Raw genomic sequence first — 19,337 nt, forward strand, 5'->3', positions numbered from 1 at the left:
TGATGACGGCGCGGTGCCGCGCATCTGAAACTGGAGCGCCGTCGCCAGCTGTCAACGGCAGCGTCAATTCGCCCTGCGCATGGCGCAGAAGTAGAACCCGTCCGTGCCGCTCAACGCCGGCGACAAGGAAATATCCCCGCCAGCGGCGATCCGCGCGGCCGTCTCGTGACCCGGAAAATGGCCATTCCACAATGCGCGATGGTCGACCGGAACAAAGCCGCTGCTGCGCTCGCGAAACGCCGCGATCTGTTCCCCGTTCTCTTCGTCGAACACCGAACAGGTGATGTAGACCAGCAGGCCGCCAGGTTTGACATACATCTTGGCGGCATCGAGGATCGCCGACTGTTCGCCCTTGCGGGCATCGAGCTGCCTTTGCGTCAGCCGCCATTTGGCGTCGGGGCGGCGCCGCCAGGTGCCACTGCCGGTGCAGGGCGCGTCGACCAGCACGATGTCCATATGGTTGCCGAGCGGGGCAAGTTCGGCCGGCTTGGTGACGACCTGCACGTTGCGGTTTTCCGAGCGGCGGATGCGGTCGAAGATCGGCGCCAGCCGCGCCTTTTCGGCATCATGGGCAAAGATCTGGCCGCGATTGTCCATCGCCGCCGACAGCGCCAACGTCTTGCCGCCGGCGCCGGCGCAGAAGTCGAGCAGCTGCATGCCGGCTTCGGCGCCGGCAAGGGTCGCGGCTATCTGCGAACCCTCGTCCTGGACCTCGAACCAGCCTTTCTGGAAGGCGGGCTCGGCCTGCACGTTCGGGTGCCTGCCATCGCCGTCGATGGGCGGAATGCGGATGCCCTGCGGCGCGATCCGGGCGGGCTTTGCCCCTGTATCAGCCAGTTCCTTGAGGACCTTGGCGCGATCGGCTTGCAGCGTGTTGACCCTGATGTCGAGCGGCGGACGGGTCGCCAGCGCCGCGCCCTCCCCGACCCAGGTCTCGCCGAAGGCGCGTTCGAAAAGCGGCTCGCACCAATCGGGTATGTCGGCGCGCACCGCGCCCGGCGCGTCGGCAAGCTGGCGTTCGGCGATCGTCTGCAGTTCCGTGGCGCTGAGCAGTGGCGGCGCGAACTTGTCGCCCTCGAGCGCATCATTGAGCGACTGGGCCGTCTGCCCCCATTCGAGCAGCAAAGCGCCAAAGCCGATGGCGCGTGGCGTGTCTTCGCCGAGCAACCAGCCGGCGGAGCGCTTGTGGCGCAGCGCGTCATAGACAATGTTGCCGATCGCCGCGCGATCACCGCCGCCGGCAAAGCGGTGCGAGAGCCCCCAATCCTTCAGCGCGTCGGCCACCGGCCGGTGACGCCGGCCAATGTCCTCCAGCACTTCAATGGCCGCAGCCAGCCGTCCGCCCAGTCGCATTCGTCGTTCCATCAAATCGAGCACAAATCTCTCGGCCTGCTCTTAGAGCCTTTCGCGTCAGGATTGAACCCCGCCCCGTCCGGCGATGAACAGGCGGCCCGAGCGCGCGCTGCGAAATCTGTCCGATCAACAAATCTCCCGGGCCGGGAACAGCAGATCGATCAATAGATAAAAGGTCTCTAATGTTCGTAACTGGTGCCTGCAAGCACGGCCCGTGGCGCAACCGCTCTGCTTTCCAAGTTTTTCGGTTGGGAATACTCTCCACACCATGATTCGCGGCGCGGAAAACGCGGACCGGCGGATCGTTTTGAGGAGAGGGCAATGAAGACTTATCTGGCGGAAGTTTTGGGAACATTCCTGTTGGTGTTCATCGGCACGGCGTCGGTGGTGACGGGCGGCTTCGGCGGCGCGCTGCCGCTCGGTCAGGAAGGCATCGGTCTGGCATTCGGCATCGGCCTGATCGCGGCGGCCTATGCGATCGGCCCGATTTCGGGCGCGCATCTCAATCCGGCCGTCACGCTCGGCGTCTTCCTCGCCGGCCGGCTGCCGGCCAAGGACGTCATCCCCTACTGGATCGCGCAGGTCATCGGCGCCATCCTGGCCTCGCTGGCGCTGTGGATCATCGTCTCCGGCAAGGCCGGCGAACCCGTCACCAACTTCGGTGCCAATGGTTGGGACGTGGCGAAATGGGGCATGAGCTCGGCGTTCCTGTGGGAATTGATCGGCACCTTCACTTTCGTCACCGTGATCCTCGGTGTTACCGCTGAAAAGCACTCGACGGCGTTTGCCGGCCTGGTCATCGGCCTGACGCTGGCGGGCATCCACTTCGCCATGATCCCGGTCACCGGCACCTCGGTCAATCCGGCGCGCTCGATCGGCCCGGCGCTGTTCACCGGCGGTGCGGCGCTGAGCCAGCTCTGGCTGTTCATCGTCGCGCCATTGATCGGTGGCGCCATTGCCGGCGTCGTCGCCAAGGCACGTGTCTTCGAAAAGGATTGATTTCGAAGCTGAAATGCAAAAGGCGCGGGCCATGGCCCGCGCCTTTTTTGTTGGATAGAGCTCTGTCCGGATCAGCCGGCGATGTCGAAGCGGTCGGCGTTCATCACCTTGGTCCAGGCCACCACGAAATCTTTCGCGAACTTCGCCTTGGCATCGGAAGTCGCATAGACTTCGGCCAGTGCACGCAACTGCGAATGGGAGCCGAAGATCAGGTCGGCGCGGGTGCCGGTCCACTTCACTTCGCCGGTCTTGCGGTCGCGGCCTTCGAACAAATCCTTGGCGTCGGACGTCGCCTTCCACTCCGTGCCCATGTCGAGCAGGTTGACGAAGAAGTCGTTGCTCAGTGTTCCCGGCCTGGTGGTGAAGACGCCATGCTTGGACTGCCCGGCATTGGCGCCGAGAACACGCAAGCCACCGACGAGAACCGTCAACTCCGGCGCGGTCAGCGTCAGCAACTGCGCCCGGTCGACCAGCGCCTCCTCTACCGTTTGGCGCTGCTTGCCGCTGACATAGTTGCGGAAGCCGTCAATCGTCGGCTCCAGCGGCGCGAAGGAGTGGATGTCGGTCTGCTCCTGCGAGGCATCCGCGCGGCCCGGCCAGAACGGAACTCCCACGCTGTGGCCGGCGGCCTTCTCGATGGCCGCGTTGCCGCCGAGAACGATCAGGTCGGCAAGTGAGACCTTCTTGCTGCCGGTCTGCGCCGCATTGAACTCCTTGGCGATGGCTTCGAGCTTGTCGAGCACCTTGGCGAGCTCGGCGGGCTGATTGACGGCCCAGTCTTTCTGCGGGCTGAGGCGGATGCGCGCGCCATTGGCGCCGCCGCGCTTGTCGGAACCACGGAAGGTCGAGGCCGATGCCCAGGCCGTCGACACCAGCTGCGAAACCGACAGGCCGGAGGCTAGGATCTTGGCCTTAAGCGCTTCGGCATCCTGCTCGTCGATCAGCACATGATCGACCGCCGGGATGACGTCCTGCCAGGGCAACTCTTCCTCGGGAACGAGCGGGCCGAGATAGCGCACGCGTGGGCCCATGTCGCGGTGGGTCAGCTTGTACCAGGCGCGGGCGAAGGCATCAGCGAACTGATCCGGATTCTCATGGAAGCGCCGCGAGATCGTCTCGTAGGACGGATCGAAGCGCAAGGCCAGATCGCTGGTCAGCATGGAGGGCGCATGGCGCTTGGCCGCATTGTGCGCGTCCGGCACGGTGCCGGCGCCGGCACCACCCTTCGGCGTCCACTGATGCGCGCCGGCCGGGCTCTTGGTCAGTTCCCAATCGAAGCCGAACAGATTGTCGAAGAAGTCGTTGCTCCATTTGGTCGGCGTCGTCGTCCAGATCACTTCCAGGCCGCTGCCGATGGCATCGCCGCCCTTGCCGGTACCGAACTTGTTGGCCCAGCCGAGACCCTGCTGCTCGATGTCGGCGCCTTCCGGCTCGACGCCGACCAGTGCCGCATCGCCGGCGCCATGGGTCTTGCCGAAAGTGTGGCCGCCGGCGATGAGCGCGACGGTCTCCTCGTCATTCATCGCCATGCGCGCGAAGGTGTCCCTGATGTCGCGCGCCGAAGCCAGCGGATCAGGCTTGCCGTTCGGTCCTTCCGGGTTGACGTAGATCAGGCCCATTTGCACGGCGCCGAGCGGGTTCTGCAGGTCGCGGTCGCCGCTGTAGCGCTCGTCGGCCAGCCACTTGCCTTCCGGGCCCCAGTAGACGTCCTGCTCGGGTTCCCACACATCGGCGCGGCCACCGGCGAAGCCGAAGGTCTTGAAGCCCATCGATTCCAGCGCGACGTTGCCGGTGAGGATCAAAAGGTCGGCCCACGAGATCTTGCGGCCATATTTCTGCTTGATCGGCCACAGCAGGCGGCGGGCCTTGTCGAGGTTGACGTTGTCAGGCCAGCTGTTGAGCGGCGCGAAACGCTGCTGGCCGGCCCCGGCGCCACCGCGGCCGTCGGCGATGCGGTAGGTGCCGGCGCTGTGCCACGCCATGCGGATGAACAGCGGCCCGTAATGGCCGAAATCGGCCGGCCACCATTCCTGCGAATCCGTCATCAGCGCATGCAGGTCCTTGATGACGGCGTCGAGGTCGAGGCTTTTGAATTCCTCGGCATAGTCGAACGCCTCGCCCATCGGGTCGGACAGGGACGATTGCTGGTGCAGGATCTGGACATTGAGCTGGTTCGGCCACCAGTCGCGGTTGGTCCGGCCGGTGGATCCATGCGCCACGGGGCATTTTCCCGCGCTGGTGTCGTCGGTTTTCGCGTCCATCTTACTGCTCCGATTTTGCCGAGGTTGATTTTTGCCGAGGTTGATTTTTGCCAGGATTGGTCTTGCCCAGGATTCTGGGGCCGGCCAGCGACCGCACCAATCTGGAATGGTTCCAGACTAGGCGGTATCTGCGATAAAAACAAATTGCCTTTCCTGTTCATTTCGATAGGATTTTCTTATGATCGGATTGACAGTTCGCCAGATGCATTATTTCGACGCGCTGGCGCAGACGCTGCATTTCGGGCGTGCCGCCAAGCTCGCCGGTGTCAGCCAGCCGGCGCTGTCCGCGCAGATCGCCGAGATGGAGCAGCGGCTGAACTGCCGGCTGTTCGAACGCGGCGGCAAATCGGTGCGCATGACTGACGAGGCATCAGCGCTTTTGCCACGCATCGAGCGCATCCTGGCCGACATACGCGATGTCGAAACGACGGCGCGGCGCGGCCGCACGGCGATGGAAGGGCGCTTCCGGCTGGGCATCATCCCGACCGTCGCGCCCTATCTGTTGCCGCGCGCTTTGCCCGAACTGAAAAAGCATTTTCCGGCCTTGCAGCTCGAACTTCGCGAGGCGGTCACCGCTGCCCTGGTCGAGGACACAGCCTCGCGAAAACTCGACGCTTTCATCGCCGCCCTTCCGCTCGACCATCCGGGCCTGATCACCGAGGCGCTGTTTCCCGACCGCTTCTTCCTCGCCGTGCCGGCAGGCGACCCGGCCTTCGCCTCGCCGCCGGTGCCACCCGAGAGTCCGGCGCTGGAACGACTGATGCTGCTGGAGGAAGGCCACTGCCTGCGCGAACAGGCGCTTGCCGTCTGCGGCAATGTACGGCCAGTGGCAATGGCCAGCTACGGCGCCACCAGCCTGACCACGCTCCTGCAGATGGTGGCACACGGGCTCGGCGTCACGCTGATCCCCGAAATGGCCACGGGGCCCGCCGGCACCATCCCTGACCTCAAGATCGTGCCGTTCCAGGAGCCGATGCCGCAACGCATGATCTGCCTGGCCTGGCAGCGGAACAATGCCAGGCATGGGGAGTGCGTGGAGCTGGCTAAGATTGTGAGGGGGTTGGGGGTGGGAGTGTGAACGTTGCGTGAGATGTGCTTTTCAAGTGTGCCTTTAACTCAAGGCCACCCTTAGGTCCGCCACCATTTGAACGACAGCTTCGCGCCTCGTGTAAGCCGTAGCGATCAGGTCCGTTGCATCCGACAAGCAGTCACTGCCAACAGCCACGCGAGAAGGCGCGGATTAGCCGCCGGCTCGATATTCTGCGGCTGTTGCGACAAATATCTCACATGGGTCGGCGAATTGTCCGTCCAACTCGACCCGGCCCACCGCCTCTTCGATTTTCGCCCCGCGTCGTCGTCTACCCCGAAACACGACCTGGGGCTATGGTTGCTCTACCATCGCGATCTCAGGCGCACCAAAACGGGTAAGAATCTTTCGAATACATGATCGGGGGTATCTCAACACGGAGTGCGTTGTTCGAGGCAGGCTGCCTGTACAAACTGAGAACGGTTGCAGGCTGATTCCATCAGCCAGATTTCGAACAAGCCGCTACGGTGAATAGGTGCCTTGCAAAATCAGGACGCGTTGGGCACGTTGGCTTGCCAGCTTTTGGAGCAAGCCACAGGATGGATTCGCCAACGCCGCAAATGCGCCGCGCCCCGAACCTTTTGAACCTGCACATCCATGCCGGCGATGCGCGCGAATTCGAGCTTTGGCGGTCGGCCTACGCCCCGCTTTATGAAATGGATGCGGAAAGCCCGACGGCCCGCTCGGCGTTCAGCGCAGGATTGACGAGCTACAATTTGGCCAACGTGGTGATTATCGACGGCCGCTCTTCAGCCGAAACCCTGGAGCGCAACGCGCGCACGCTCGCGCGCAGCAACATCGATCACATCAGCCTCACGGTCCGCTCGCAGGGCGGGTTCGGTCTCGACATCGAGGGCCGCGCGACGGAGGTCCACACCGGCGATATATGCGTCCTCGACATGACGCGCCGCAGCACATTGCGCTCGACCGACTACAAGAGCCTGACACTCGTTTTGCCGCGGACGCTGCTGGAGCCGCATGTCGCGGATCTCGACACGCTGCACGGCAGGATTCTGCCAAGGGACAGCGCGCTCAACACGATGCTTGCCGCCCATATGCGCTTGCTCTATGCGCAGGCTCCCGCGCTTATGCTGCCCGACATTCACGCTGCCGCGCAGGCCACGGCGGCTATGGTCGCGGCATTCGCGGGGCCATCGAGTGACGGGCGGGATATGATCGCTCAGATTTCCGCCGGCGCCTCTCTCAAGGCCTGCCGCAAGATGATCGACGCCAATCTCCACGATCCCTGGATGGGGCCGGAGTTCCTGTGCAACAAGCTCGGCGTGTCGCGGGCGAAACTCTATCGCATGTTCGAACCGCTGGGCGGGGTCACCCTCTATATCCAACGGCGGCGGCTGATGCGCGCCTACCGATTCACAATCGATCCGGCCTATGCCCAGGAGCGCATCAGCGCCATCGCCATCCGATGCGGTTTCGGCAATGTGTCGGTCTTCAACCGCGCCTTTCGCCAGGCCCACGGCATGTCGCCGACCGAATTACGCGCTGCTTCGCTCAGCCGAGAGATGCACGACACCGAACTGGTCGGCGATCGCGCATTCAAGACCATGGATCGCTGGCTTCGCGGCGAAGGCGTGGCGGCAGCCTAGACTGCTGGCGTCCGGCGCCTTCCATATCGGCCACGCTTGATTGGCTTGCACACGGCTGTGGGGAATCGCAGCTCGCGTCACTGCGGCAAGTTTTATTCGTGTCCGTCATCAAGGGAGGGCGCGCCTGCTTGGCCCGGCTTTGCATGGCGTCTCATTTTCTTGACCCAGCGTCTCATTCCTCTCGCCCCGCCTTGCAGGCCGTGACGCGTCTGCGAATTGTCCGGTTGTTTTAGGGGAGGCGAATGTGGGCGAGACAATACCGGCAAATGAAGGTCCAGTGGCGGCTTGTGCGGCCGCCGAGCTGCCCGGCCGCCGAGCCTCCGCAAAGCGCAAGCCCGCACTGGGGCGCGGCATCGCTCGAAACGTGGCGCTTCTACTTCTGGCGTGCACGGCATTGGGGATAGGCCCCGCGCTGGCGGGTGGTGGGCGCGGAGGCCTCAATGCAAGTGGTGACGGCGGAGGAGACAGCGCGACCGGCGCCGGCGGCAGCGGTCAGAATGGAGGGGGCGGTGTCGGTGGCGGCGGCGGCGGCGGTGGCGCCGGCGTCACCGGCGGCACCGGAGGAGCGGGCAGCGGGGCGGGCGGCGGCGGCATCGGCGGACAGACGGCCGGAGCGGATGGCGACAATGGCAAGAATGGTCAATCCTTTGGCGCCTCTGGCGGCGGTGGCGGCGGCGGGGCGCACGGCTTCGTCGGTGTGGCGCTTCCCCAGGCGGCCTCGACCGGCGGCAACGGCGGCAATGGCGGCAATGGCGCGGCAGGGGTAAGCGGCGGCGGCGGCGGCGGCGCCGGCGGCTACGGCGCGGTTGTCACCAGCGCCGACGCTTTTCGCGCCCTTGGCGTGGCGGTGACCGGCGGCAACGGCGGTGCGGGCGGCTCCGGCTTGAATGGCGGCAATGGTGGTAGCGGCGGCATCGGACTGCTGTTCACCGATCCCGGCGGGGTGGAGACCGGCATCGCAAGTGCTGTCTCCGGAGGCAATGGCGGGACTGGCGGATCACCCGGCGCCGGCGGCACCGGCCTCGTCGGCAGCAATTTGAACTTCATCCTTTCCGGGAGCATCTCGGGAGGCCTGAGCGGTGATGGCGTGACGCGTGCCAACAGCATCGTCTTCACCGGCGGTGACAATGTCCTCACCTTCGCCAACCAGACATCCGGCCTCACCGGCGCCATCTCTCTTACCGGCTCGCTCACCTTCAATCAGTCGACGGCCGCGACACTCGACCAGGCCATCACCGGCAGCGGATCGGTGACCAAAGCCGGCAGCGCTATGCTGACCCTGTCCGGGACAAGCACCTATACCGGCGCGACAACGGTGAGCACGGGCATGCTCGGCGTGACCGGCTCCATCGCGGCGTCGTCGCTGACCACGGTTCAAAGTGGCGCCTATCTTGCCGGCACCGGCGCCGTCGGCGCGGCCGTGATCAATGCAGGGGGAAGCCTTGTCGCGGGTGACGGTATGCCGGGAACGTCGATGACGCTCTCAAGCCTGACGATGCAGTCGGGCGCCTTTTATGGGGTGGTCGTTGATCCGACGTCTTCCTCTTTCGCCAACGTCACCGGTAACGCGTCGCTCGGCGGCGCCACCGTCTTCCCGCTTTTTGCCAGCGGCAGCTATGTCTCCAAACAGTACACGATCCTGACCGCCGGCAGCATCACCGGCGCTTTCGACCCCACAACGACCAACGCCAACCTGCCGTCCGGCTTCCACACCTCGCTCAGCTACGACGACACGCATGCCTATCTCGATCTGCAGCTGAATTTCGTTCCGCCACCAGGCACCGGATTGTCCGGCAACCAGCAGAATGTCGCCGACGCCATCGTCAATTTCTTCGACACCACAGGCAGCATACCGATAGTGTTCGGCGGCCTGACGCCGGCCGAACTGACGCAGCTTTCCGGCGAGGCCGGCACCGGCGCGCAGCAGACGACATTTTATGCTATGGACCAGTTCCTGGGCCTGATCACCGATCCCTTCATCACCGGGCGCGTCGCTCCAGCCGATGGCGCTCCCGACACCCAGGCATCGGGCGGCCTGGCCTATGCCGAGGAGGGTGACGCCGCGGGCAAGCACGACGCCTTTGCGGCCCTGTCCGCCGGGCCCAATCAGCCCATCGAACAACGCTGGCGCGCCTGGGCGGCCGGCTATGGCGGCTCGCAGCTGACCGACGGCAACGCCATTGTCGGGTCGAACGACACCCGTACCAACCTTTACGGCTTCGCGGCTGGCGCCGACTATCATCTGTCGCCCGATACGGTCGTCGGCTTCGCGCTGGCCGGCGGCGGCACCCGCTTCAGCGTCGATGGCCAAGGCAGCGGCCGCTCCGACCTGTTCCAGGCTGGCGCCTTCTTCCGCCACAATGCAGGCGCCACCTACCTGACCGGCGCCTTGGCCTATGGCTGGCAGGATTTTACCACGGACCGGTTCGTGACCGTGTCGGGCACCGATCACCTGCGCGGCGAATTCGACGCCAATGCCTGGTCGGGCCGCATCGAGGGCGGCTATCGCCTGGCGGCCGGCGGCATCGGTTTCACGCCTTATGCGGCCGCCCAGTTCACCGCCTTCGACATGCCTTCCTATGCCGAGCACGCGATCAGCGGCGCCGACACCTTCGCGCTGACCTACAACGCCAGGAACCTGACCGACACCCGCGCCGAACTCGGCCTGCGCCTGGACAAGTCCTTTGCGATGGCCGACGGCGACCTCACGCTGCGCGGACGCCTGGCCTGGGCGCATGACTTCAGCCCGGACCGCAGCCTGACCGCGACTTTCCAGACGCTGCCCGGCGCCAGCTTCGTGGTTAACGGGGCGGCCATGGCGCAGGACTCCGCGCTGGTGACCGCGGCGGCCGAGCGGAAATGGCTGAACGGCTGGTCGGCGGCGGCAAGCTTCGAGGGCGAATTTTCGGACGTCACCCGGTCCTATTCCGGCAAGGGCGTGCTGCGCTATGCGTGGTGACTTTATTGGAGGCGAGTTACAGGCGTGCGGATCCACGGCAGTTGCAGGCGTATTATGCCGAGCGGGGCTGGCGTATCGCTGCCGACCCTGATTTTGCAAGGTGTCTCATTTCCTTGACGTGCGTTTCTTTATTGGTGCCTCGCCTTGCCGTCCCTGGATTCCCCGCTACGGTCGCAAAAAAGGCGATTGAGGCCGCGGGCCGGCCGGGAGAATAGATACTGAAGGAAAAGTCAGACACCGGCCGAAACGGAGGACGTCAGCGCCGTAGCGGCGGAAGTGGTCCGCCTGTTTCAAACCGGAATGACCGACGAAACTGATTGAAAGTCGCCGTCCGCACCCGTTTCAGGTGGACATGGAGCGTGCTGGCTAAGCTTGATATCCAGTGCGATCTCCCCCAGCAACCTCTCCACATGGCCCCGAATGACAAAGTCGCTTAGAACGGCAGCTTATAGCAAATCCCGGCCGAAACCTGCCAGGCCGGTCCCGGCCTCCAAGGCGACATCACAACATCTGCGCGGCAATGTCTGGTTTTAGCGCTAAGCAGAGCACCCAATCCCCATCAAGCCGTCTTCTGCGCCACCAGCCCCAGTTCCTCCACCATCGCCTGACGCATCAGGAATTTCTGCGGCTTGCCGGTCACCGTCATCGGCAGTTCGGTGCGGAAGCGGATGTGGCGGGGGATCTTGTAGTGGGCGATCTGGCCGGCGCAGAAGTTCTTGATCTCCTGCTCGGTGGCGATCTGGTTGGGCTTGAGCACGATCCAGGCGCACAGCTCCTCGCCATACTTTTGGTCGGGAATGCCGAACACCTGCACTTCCCTGACCTTGGGATGGCGGTAGAGGAATTCCTCGACCTCCCGGGGATAGACGTTCTCGCCGCCGCGGATGACCATGTCCTTGACGCGGCCGACGATGTTGCAATAGCCCTCTGCATCGATCGTCGCGAGGTCGCCGGTGTGCATCCAGCCGTCGCTGTCGATCGCCTCGCGGGTCTTTTCCTCGTCGTCCCAATAGCCCTTCATCACCGAATAGCCGCGTGTGCAGAGTTCGCCTGGCGCACCGACGGCAACGGTGACGCCGTCGGCGTCGACGGCCTTGACCTCGACATGCGGATGGATGCGGCCAACGGTCGAGACGCGCTTTTCCAGCGGGTCGTCGACGCCGCTCTGGAACGACACCGGGCTGGTCTCGGTCATGCCGTAGGCGATGGTCACCTCCGACATATGCATCAGCGACACCACCTTCTTCATCACCTCGATCGGACATGGCGAGCCGGCCATGATGCCGGTGCGCAGGCTGGAGAGGTCGAAGCTTGCGAAATCCGCATGGTCGAGCATGCCGACGAACATGGTCGGTACGCCGTAGAGGCCGGTGCAGCGCTCCTGCGTCACGGCCTTCAGCGTCGCGCCGGGGTCGAAGCCCTCGCCCGGGAAAACCATGGTCGCGCCTTTCGACACGCAGCCCATCGTGCCCATCGACATGCCGAAGCAATGATAGAGCGGCACCGGGATGCAGAGCCGGTCGTCGACGGTGAGCTTGATCGCCGAGGTGACGAAATTGCCGTTGTTGACGATGTTGGAGTGGGTCAGCGTCGCGCCCTTGGGCGCCCCTGTCGTGCCCGAGGTGAACTGGATGTTGATGGCGTCGCCAGGCTTCAGCCCCTCGGAAATGCGGTCGAGACTGTCATGCTCGTCGCGTCCGGCCATGGCCAGAACGTCGGCGAAATTGAACATGCCTGGCGAGTTGTCCTCGCCCATGCGGATGACGATCTTCAGCGTGGGCAGTTTCTGCGCCTTGAGCTTGCCGGGTGTGGCCTTGGTGATCTCCGGCGCCAGCGTTTCGATCATGCCGAGATAGTCCGAGGTCTTGAACCTGGCGGCCGTCACCAGTGCCTTGCAGCCGACCTTGTTCAGCGCATATTCCAATTCGGTCAGCCGGTAGGCCGGATTGATGTTGACCAGGATCAGGCCGATGCGGGCGGTGGCGAACTGCGTCACCAGCCATTCCCAACGATTGGGCGACCAGATGCCGACGCGATCGCCTTTTTCGAGGCCCAGCGCCAGGAAGCCGGCGGCCAGCGCATCCACCGTGTCCGACAGTTCGCTCCAGGTGAAGCGCTTGTCCTGGTCGACGAAGACGGCGGCATCCTGCGTGGCGTATTTGCTGGCTGTGTCGGAGAAAAGCGCGGGAATGGTCTTGGTGAGTAGCGGCGGCGTGCGCTCGCCGGAGACATGCGCCATGCCGTCGACGGGTGCGATAAAGACGCCGCCGGCGCGCGCGCCGCGGCCGCGCAGATTGGTGGCGTTCTTGAGCTCGTCGAGATTGATCGCCATCGCCGTCTCCTCCCGGGATAAGCCAACCTATCAGCCCGTCAGGGCGGTGGAAATCCCGTCGATGGTACTGGCGGTCGTCTAACGGCGAGCACTGCCGCGACGACCCCACTCGTCCATCCGCCCCGGCAGCTGTCCACCCTCCCTCAAGGGGAAGCGAGCGCGCTCATCTTCGCGGCGATGTCGCGCACGAGCGCCTCATCCGCCACCGAACGATCTTTCCTGGAGGCCACAAGGCAGGCCTGCGACTTCAGCACGACGCCATCGCCCAGCACCTTGAGATGGTTGGCGCGCAGCGTCGAGCCCGACGAGGTGATGTCGACGATGACATCGGCAAGCCCGGCCGCAGGCGCGCCTTCGGTGGCGCCCAGGCTCTCGACGATACGATAGACCTGGATGCCGTGTTTCTGTGAGAAGAATTGCTGCGTCAGCCGCCAGTATTTGGTGGCGATGCGCAGCCGCCGGCCGTGGCGCTGGCGGAAATCGGCGGCGACGTCGTCGAGATCGGCCATGTTGTCGACGTCGAGCCAGATCTCCGGCACCGCCACCACGACATCGGCATGGCCGAAGCCGAGACGGGCAACGATCTCGGCGCGGGTCTCCCAGTCGGCGAGATTGTCCCGCACCAGATCCTCGCCGGTAATGCCGAGATCGACCGCGCCCTGGCCGATTTCGCCCGCTATTTCGGAAGCCGACAGGAAGGCGACTTCGACAGTGTCCAGGCCCTCGACGCGGGCGTGATATTTGCGCTCGTCACCCGGCAGGCTGATGGCGAGGCCAGCCTTGGCCAGCACCTCCAGCGCCTGCTCCTTCAACCGGCCCTTCGACGGGATCGCCAGCGTGATCATGGTGCCGTCTCCCGCAACGCCTCGATGCGGTCCAGCCAGACGGAAAACCCGACGCCGGGGATCGCTGTCTTGGCGCCAAGCAGTGTCAGCAGCCGGTCGTAGCGGCCGCCACCGGCCAAGGGCCGCTCGCCACCTTGCGCCGCGATTTCGAAGACCACACCGGTGTAATAATCGAGCGGCCGGCCGAAGGCGGCGTCGTAGCGGATTTTGGCAGCCGGCAAGCCATGCGCCTCGATCGCCTGCGCGCGGGACGCGAATTTCTCCAGCGCCGCACCCAGCGATAGCCCGGCGCCAACGGCGAAACTCTCCAGCGCTGCGGCAGCGCCATCCAGCGGCAAGTCGATCGCCAGAAAATTCTTCAGCGCCGCGAAGGCCTCGTTGGACAGCCGCACACTGCGCAGCTCGGCTTTCTCGATCAGCCGGCGCGCAATGTCTGTGGGCGAGCGCCCGCCGGAGGCCGACAGCCCGGCCTCCTCCATGCCGCCGGCGATGTGGGCCGAAAGACCTTCGAGATCGCCGTCAAGCACAAGGGTCGCGACTTCGCCGGAAAGCTGGCTGTTGCGCGGCGGGTTGGCGAGATCGGCGAGCGCTGCCTGCAGCATCGGCGCCGAGCCGAAGGCGCGCGCCAGCCGCATGCGCCAGCCACGCGGCAGGCCAAGGGCGGCGAGCACGGCTTCGAAAATGGTCTGGTCGCCGAGCGTGATCGCCAGCGACTGGCCAGGCAGCACCAGCGCCAGCAGCGCATGCGCGTCGGCTACGGAGCGGGCATCGGCTTGCGCCGTGTCACGGTCGCCGAGATCCTCGATGCCGGCCTGGAAGAACTCGTTGCCGCCTTCGCGGCGCTGGCGAAACACTTCGCCGAGATAGGAATAACGGCGCGGCGTGCCGGCCTGCGAACTGATGTGGTCGAGGCAGACCGGAATGGTGAATTCCGGCCGCAGGCACAGCGTCTGCCCGGTCTCGCTTTCGGTGAGGAAGATGCGGCGCCGCAGATCCTCGCCCGCCATGTCGAGGAACGGGTCCGCCGGCTGCAAAATGGCGACCTCGACAGCGTGGGTGTTGCGCGTGGCGAAGAGACTGGTGATATCGGCTGATATTGCGGGGTAGCGGGAGGTCACTGGTCGCGCTCTTATTTCGCGCGATCAGCAGCCTGCGCCGCCAAGATCTTCTTCACCTCGGCAACCAGTTCACCTTCCGCCACCGTCACCTGCGCAGGCCTTGCCGCGCGCCACTCCGCGTTGTCGGTGATTTCAGCCGACATGCGCGCGCCTTCGATCAAATCCTTGATCTGCAGTTCGCCCTTGGCCCGCTCGTCGCCGCCCTGGATGACAGCAATCGGGCAACCGCGCCGGTCGGCATATTTGAGCTGCGCCTTCATGCCGGCGCCGCCGAGATACATTTCGGAGCGGATGCCGGCGGCGCGCAGTTCGCCGACCATTTTCTGGTAGCGGCCGAGGCTCTCCGTATCCTTGTCCATCACCAGCACGACGACCGGGGAGATAACGTCCGAGGCGTCGAGCTTGCCGAGGTTCTTCAGCGCGGTCATCAGCCTGGAGACACCGATGGAGAAACCCGTCGCCGGTACCGGCTCGCCACGGAAGCGCGAGACCAGACCGTCATAGCGGCCGCCGCCACCGACCGAACCGAAGCGCACGATCTGGCCGTCCTCATTGGGGATTTCCGCCAGCAGCTCGGCCTCAAGGACGGGGCCGGTGTAGTATTCGAGGCCACGCACGACAGAGCGATCCATGGTGATGCGGTCTTCATCGTATCCCGCCGCCCGGACCAGGGCTTCGATTGTCGCGAGTTCGCTAACGCCTTCCTGGTAGGTCGCGTTCGAACTGACGCTGGTATCCTGGCCGGCCTGTATCGTTCTCGCAGTTGCTTGAAGAACGGCCTCGGCTTGCCCGTTGTTCAGCCCGGCCCCCTTGGCGAAGTCGCCCTCGCCTTCCTTGCCGCCATCCCAGCGCCCCGGCCCAAGCAGCAGCTTCACGCCTTCCGGCCCAAGCTTGTCCAGCTTGTCGATGGCGCGCAGCACGGTCAGCCGGCGGCCGGTATTCTCGTCACCGCCTAGGCCGATCGCCTCCAGCACGCCATCCAGCACCTTGCGGTTGTTGACGCGGATGACGTAGTCGCCGCGCTTGATGCCGAGCGCTTCCATCACGTCGGCCATCATCATCGCCATTTCGGCGTCGGCGGCGACGCCCGGCGTGCCGATCGTATCGGCGTCGAACTGCATGAACTGGCGGAAGCGGCCGGGGCCTGGCTTCTCGTTGCGGAACACCCAGCCGGAGCGATAGCTGCGATAGGGCTTTGGCAGGCGCTCATAGTTTTCGGCGACAAAACGCGCGGTTGGCGCTGTCAAATCGTAGCGCAGCGACAGCCACTGGTCGTCATCGTCCTGGAACGAGAACACGCCCTCGTTCGGCCGGTCCTGGTCGGGCAGGAATTTGCCCAGCGCGTCGGTGTATTCGATCAACGGCTGGTCGGCCGGTTCGAAACCATAAAGCTCATAGACCGAGCGGATCGTCGACATCATCTTTTCAACGGCGCGGATATCCTCGGCGCTGCGGTCGGCAAAACCGCGCGGCAGCCGCGCTTTCGTCTTTTCCGATTTGTCGGCCATGAGATGAGCACCCGGTGTTTCTTGACGTTGCGTGGACAGGAAATTCCCATTCCGCAGCGCGCGTTTCCTAACCGATGCAGCCCGGAGCGGCAAGGGTCGGCCCCCAGCACCACCCGAACCTCCTTGAAACAAAAACGCACCGAAAATGAAACAATCCCGCCATGAGCGCGGCATCGTGCCGACACAATCTCGGCCGATATAGCACAGGACTTGAAGGGGTTCGGGACATGACCAGCGCAGCAAAATTCCACGCCAACGGCGAAGCTGGCGAATTGCGGGCACGGCTGCGCCCGGCGGGCGCCCATGCACCGAAAATGGTTGGCCAGACTGCCGGACCATTCGACGTACCGGCCGACACCGGCAAGGGTTCTTCCCTGCGCGAAGCCTTGGTGACCGGCCTGCTGGTGATCTATCCGACGGTTGCCACGGTGGCTGCGATCGTCGCCGGGCTGTTCCTGGCCAGCGCCAACGGCACCTGAGCCTCACTTCGGCCGCTTGAACGCCTTGCGCTCCTTCTCGACCTCCTTGCGGCAGACACAGCCTTCGAGATGGTCGTTGACCAAACCCATGGCCTGCATGAAGGCGTAGACCGTGGTCGGGCCGACAAAACTCCAGCCGCGCTTTTTCAATTCCTTCGAAATCCGGGTCGAGACTGCCGTGGTCGGATTGGCGCGCAGATGGGCGAGATCGACGATCTTGGGCCGCTCGTCCCTGCCGGGTTCGAACTTCCAGAACCAGGCGGCGAGCGAGCCGAACTCGTCGACCATTTCGCGGGCACGTTTGGCGTTGTTGATGGTCGAGACGATCTTGCCGCGATGGCGGATGATGCCGGCATTGCCAAGCAGCCGCTCGACGTCCTTGTCGGTGAAAGCGGCGACCTTGTCGAAATCGAAGCCGGCGAAGGCCTCGCGAAAATTCTCGCGCTTGCGCAGGATGGTCAGCCACGACAGGCCCGACTGAAAGCCTTCGAGGCAAATCTTTTCGAACAGCCTGCGGTCGTCGGCCATCGGCCGGCCCCATTCATGGTCGTGGTAGTGCAGATAGTCGGGCAGATTGCCGTGCCAGAAGCAGCGCGCGACCCCGTCGGGCCCGGCGAGCAGGCCGGTGTTTTCATTGCTCATTCCAAAAAATCCATCCGTTAACGCGCTTTGCGGCGCATTTACTGTGGCTTTACCAGATTCCTGAACCCGGCGGTAACCACACCAAAAGGTTTACTGAGAGAACCGCATTTTACGCATTCCGATTCATGTTTCGGTTGCTGCTTGCGCGCCAATGATCGCTGAACCGGAGCATCGTTTCCACCCGGTTTTATCAGACGATCAAGGTGCGTTCCCGATGAAGAGATTTTTGTTTTCCGTGCTCGGCGCCGTGGCTGTGTTTGCCGGCGTCACGCCTTCCGCTGCAGGCGACCGCTATGCCGACAGGCCGCCGGTAATGGTAAGCCCCGACCTATCCGCCCCCTGGGTGCTGCAGCTTGGTCGTGCGCCCGGCATCGTGCGGCAGAACCGGCAAATCATGCAGCAGCAGCCGCGCCTGCGCGCTGCGCAGCCGGCGCAACCAGACCGGGTGCAGACCGCCGCCGTACAGGCGCCCGCCAGACGCATGGTCATGCGCCCGCAGATGAACCCGATCTACCTGCCGCAGGAAGTCGCCTACAACGGCACGCAGAAGCCGGGCACGATCGTCATCGACACGACGCAGAATTTCCTCTTTCTCATCGAGAAGAACGGCAAGGCGCGTCGCTATGGCGTCGGCACCGGCAAGCCTGGCTTCGAATGGTCGGGCACGCACAAGATCACCAACAAGCGCGAGTGGCCGGACTGGCGTCCGCCGGCGGAGATGATCAAGCGCGAAGCCGCCAAGGGCCGCTATTTGCCGACCTATCTGGCCGGCGGCATGGAGAACCCGCTCGGCGCGCGCGCACTCTATCTCGGCACGACCGAATACCGCATCCACGGCACCAACCAGCCATGGACGATCGGTGGCGCGGTGTCGTCGGGCTGCATCCGCATGCGCAACGAAGACGTGGTCGATCTCTATGAACGGGTCAATGTCGGAACCACCGTTGAGGTGATATAGTTTTCACGAATCACCTCATCGGGAAACACATCGTTTCCCGATGTCGGAAGGAATAACGGGGGACGGGCCGTATGGGGATGCGGTCGGTCAGGAAGGGCAGCACGGGAAACCGTGCTGCCCTTTCCGTTTCGGGACAGAATTCAGCTCAATAGAGACCAGACTGCGCCCGAACGTCGCGCCGGGGGCATAGCGGTTCGCTTTCGTGCTGCCATTTTCGTTGTTCTTTGCTATGTCGGCGCCAACAAGACAAACGAGTTCCCCATGTCCCTGTCCGAAGACAGCCGCTACCTCAAGGGCGGCCCGGTTGCCCAGCGCATCATCGCCGCCGTACGCGAGGATGCGGCAATTGCCAAAGCCGAAGGGTTTCCCCCGAAGCTGATTTCGATCACCGTCGGCGACACCGCAGCGGTCGACGTTTATGTGCGCAACCAGCGCGCCAAGGCCCAGCTCGCCGGCATCGACTTCGAGGAGCGGCGTTTTCCCGCCACCATCACCGCAGGGGAACTGGAAGCAGCCATCCACGGATTGAATGCCGATCCACGCGTCACCGGCATCATCATCCAGCGGCCGGTTCCCGCCCATATTCCGATCAGGACGCTGCAGGCGGCGGTGCATCCGCTGAAGGATGTCGAGGGCATGCACCCGGCCTCGATCGGCAACATCGTCTACAACCAGCTCGACCTGGCGCCCTGCACGGCGGCCGCTTCGGTCGAACTGCTCAAGGAAACCGGCCTCGATCTCAAAGGGCTGGAGGTCGTCATCGTCGGCCATTCGGAAATCGTCGGCAAGCCGATCGCCTTCCTGCTGATGAGCGAAGGCGCGACGGTGACGGTCTGCCACCACATGACGCGCTCGGTCGCTGCCCATGCGCGGCGCGCCGACGCGCTGTTCGTCGCGGTGGGCAAGCCGCGGCTGATCAAGGCCGATATGGTGAAGCCCGGTGCCGCCGTCATCGACATCGGCATCAATTCCGAGATCGGCCCGGACGGCACGAGCCGCATCGTGGGTGACGTCGACACCGAAAGCGTGCGCGAGGTGGCCTCCTGGATCACGCCGGTGCCAGGCGGCGTCGGCCCGATCACGGTGGCGATCCTGCTGCGCAACACGATGGTGGCGCTCAGCCGCCAGCGCGCGCTTTATGAGGCGACCTACGGCACGGCGGACAGGCTCGCGGCGGAATAAGCGCCAG

At 64.5% G+C, this 19,337-nt stretch carries 14 protein-coding genes; 7 read left to right on the forward strand and 7 right to left on the reverse strand.

Annotated features, from left to right (window positions below; genetic code table 11):
* Window positions 1–63: 63 nt before the first annotated feature.
* Window positions 64–1,353, reverse strand: coding sequence for an RsmB/NOP family class I SAM-dependent RNA methyltransferase (locus EB235_RS30890; RefSeq protein WP_027033642.1), 1,290 nt, complete (start codon window positions 1,351–1,353; stop codon window positions 64–66).
* A gap of 321 nt (window positions 1,354–1,674) precedes the next feature.
* Here EB235_RS30890 and EB235_RS30895 point away from each other — a divergent pair, with 321 nt between their 5' ends.
* Complete coding sequence (locus tag EB235_RS30895; protein ID WP_027033641.1) at window positions 1,675–2,352, forward strand: MIP family channel protein; 678 nt, start codon at window positions 1,675–1,677, stop codon at window positions 2,350–2,352.
* Window positions 2,353–2,423: 71 nt separating this feature from the next.
* Here the strand turns inward: EB235_RS30895 and katG are convergent, their stop codons facing one another.
* Window positions 2,424–4,613: a catalase/peroxidase HPI gene (gene katG / locus EB235_RS30900; RefSeq protein WP_027033640.1), complete on the reverse strand. Its 2,190-nt coding sequence runs from the start codon at window positions 4,611–4,613 to the stop codon at window positions 2,424–2,426.
* Between the two features lie 178 nt (window positions 4,614–4,791).
* Here katG and EB235_RS30905 point away from each other — a divergent pair, with 178 nt between their 5' ends.
* The 3 genes from EB235_RS30905 (at window position 4,792) to EB235_RS35145 (ending at window position 10,266) form a co-directional block, all read left to right on the forward strand.
* Window positions 4,792–5,691, forward strand: a complete 900-nt coding sequence (locus EB235_RS30905; protein WP_027033639.1) for a hydrogen peroxide-inducible genes activator — start codon at window positions 4,792–4,794, stop codon at window positions 5,689–5,691.
* Window positions 5,692–6,239: 548 nt separating this feature from the next.
* Window positions 6,240–7,307 carry a helix-turn-helix domain-containing protein gene (locus tag EB235_RS30910; RefSeq protein ID WP_027033638.1) on the forward strand — a complete coding sequence of 356 codons (1,068 nt, stop codon included), beginning with the start codon at window positions 6,240–6,242 and terminating at the stop codon, window positions 7,305–7,307.
* A gap of 244 nt (window positions 7,308–7,551) precedes the next feature.
* On the forward strand, window positions 7,552–10,266 hold the full coding sequence (locus EB235_RS35145; RefSeq protein WP_280945050.1) for an autotransporter domain-containing protein: 2,715 nt from the start codon (window positions 7,552–7,554) through the stop codon (window positions 10,264–10,266).
* Between the two features lie 559 nt (window positions 10,267–10,825).
* Here EB235_RS35145 and EB235_RS30920 read toward each other — a convergent pair.
* The 4 genes from EB235_RS30920 to hisS all read right to left on the reverse strand — a co-directional run bounded on the left by EB235_RS30920 (window position 10,826) and on the right by hisS (window position 16,069).
* Window positions 10,826–12,598: an AMP-binding protein gene (locus tag EB235_RS30920; RefSeq protein ID WP_027033637.1), complete on the reverse strand. Its 1,773-nt coding sequence runs from the start codon at window positions 12,596–12,598 to the stop codon at window positions 10,826–10,828.
* A gap of 143 nt (window positions 12,599–12,741) precedes the next feature.
* Window positions 12,742–13,443, reverse strand: coding sequence for an ATP phosphoribosyltransferase (hisG, locus tag EB235_RS30925; protein ID WP_027033636.1), 702 nt, complete (start codon window positions 13,441–13,443; stop codon window positions 12,742–12,744).
* Complete coding sequence (locus tag EB235_RS30930; protein WP_027033635.1) at window positions 13,440–14,561, reverse strand: ATP phosphoribosyltransferase regulatory subunit; 1,122 nt, start codon at window positions 14,559–14,561, stop codon at window positions 13,440–13,442. Before EB235_RS30930 ends, hisG begins: the two co-directional genes overlap by 4 nt.
* Window positions 14,562–14,572: 11 nt before the next feature.
* Complete coding sequence (hisS, locus tag EB235_RS30935; protein ID WP_027033634.1) at window positions 14,573–16,069, reverse strand: histidine--tRNA ligase; 1,497 nt, start codon at window positions 16,067–16,069, stop codon at window positions 14,573–14,575.
* 227 nt (window positions 16,070–16,296) lie between these two features.
* Here hisS and EB235_RS30940 point away from each other — a divergent pair, with 227 nt between their 5' ends.
* Window positions 16,297–16,548 (forward strand): hypothetical protein, encoded by a 252-nt coding sequence (locus EB235_RS30940; protein WP_027033633.1) that lies wholly within the window; start codon window positions 16,297–16,299, stop codon window positions 16,546–16,548.
* 3 nt (window positions 16,549–16,551) lie between these two features.
* Here EB235_RS30940 and EB235_RS30945 read toward each other — a convergent pair whose 3' ends face one another.
* Window positions 16,552–17,190 (reverse strand): DNA-3-methyladenine glycosylase I, encoded by a 639-nt coding sequence (locus EB235_RS30945; RefSeq protein ID WP_027033632.1) that lies wholly within the window; start codon window positions 17,188–17,190, stop codon window positions 16,552–16,554.
* 214 nt (window positions 17,191–17,404) lie between these two features.
* Between EB235_RS30945 and EB235_RS30950 the strand changes: the two genes are divergently transcribed.
* Together EB235_RS30950 and EB235_RS30955 are read left to right on the forward strand one after the other, a co-directional pair.
* The gene (locus EB235_RS30950; protein WP_027033631.1) at window positions 17,405–18,148 is read left to right on the forward strand and encodes a L,D-transpeptidase; all 744 of its coding nucleotides are present in this window, start codon (window positions 17,405–17,407) and stop codon (window positions 18,146–18,148) included.
* A gap of 261 nt (window positions 18,149–18,409) precedes the next feature.
* Window positions 18,410–19,330 (forward strand): bifunctional 5,10-methylenetetrahydrofolate dehydrogenase/5,10-methenyltetrahydrofolate cyclohydrolase, encoded by a 921-nt coding sequence (locus EB235_RS30955; RefSeq protein ID WP_027033630.1) that lies wholly within the window; start codon window positions 18,410–18,412, stop codon window positions 19,328–19,330.
* Window positions 19,331–19,337 lie beyond the last annotated feature (7 nt).

This window comes from Mesorhizobium loti R88b (assembly GCF_013170845.1).
GTDB lineage: Bacteria > Pseudomonadota > Alphaproteobacteria > Rhizobiales > Rhizobiaceae > Mesorhizobium > Mesorhizobium loti_B.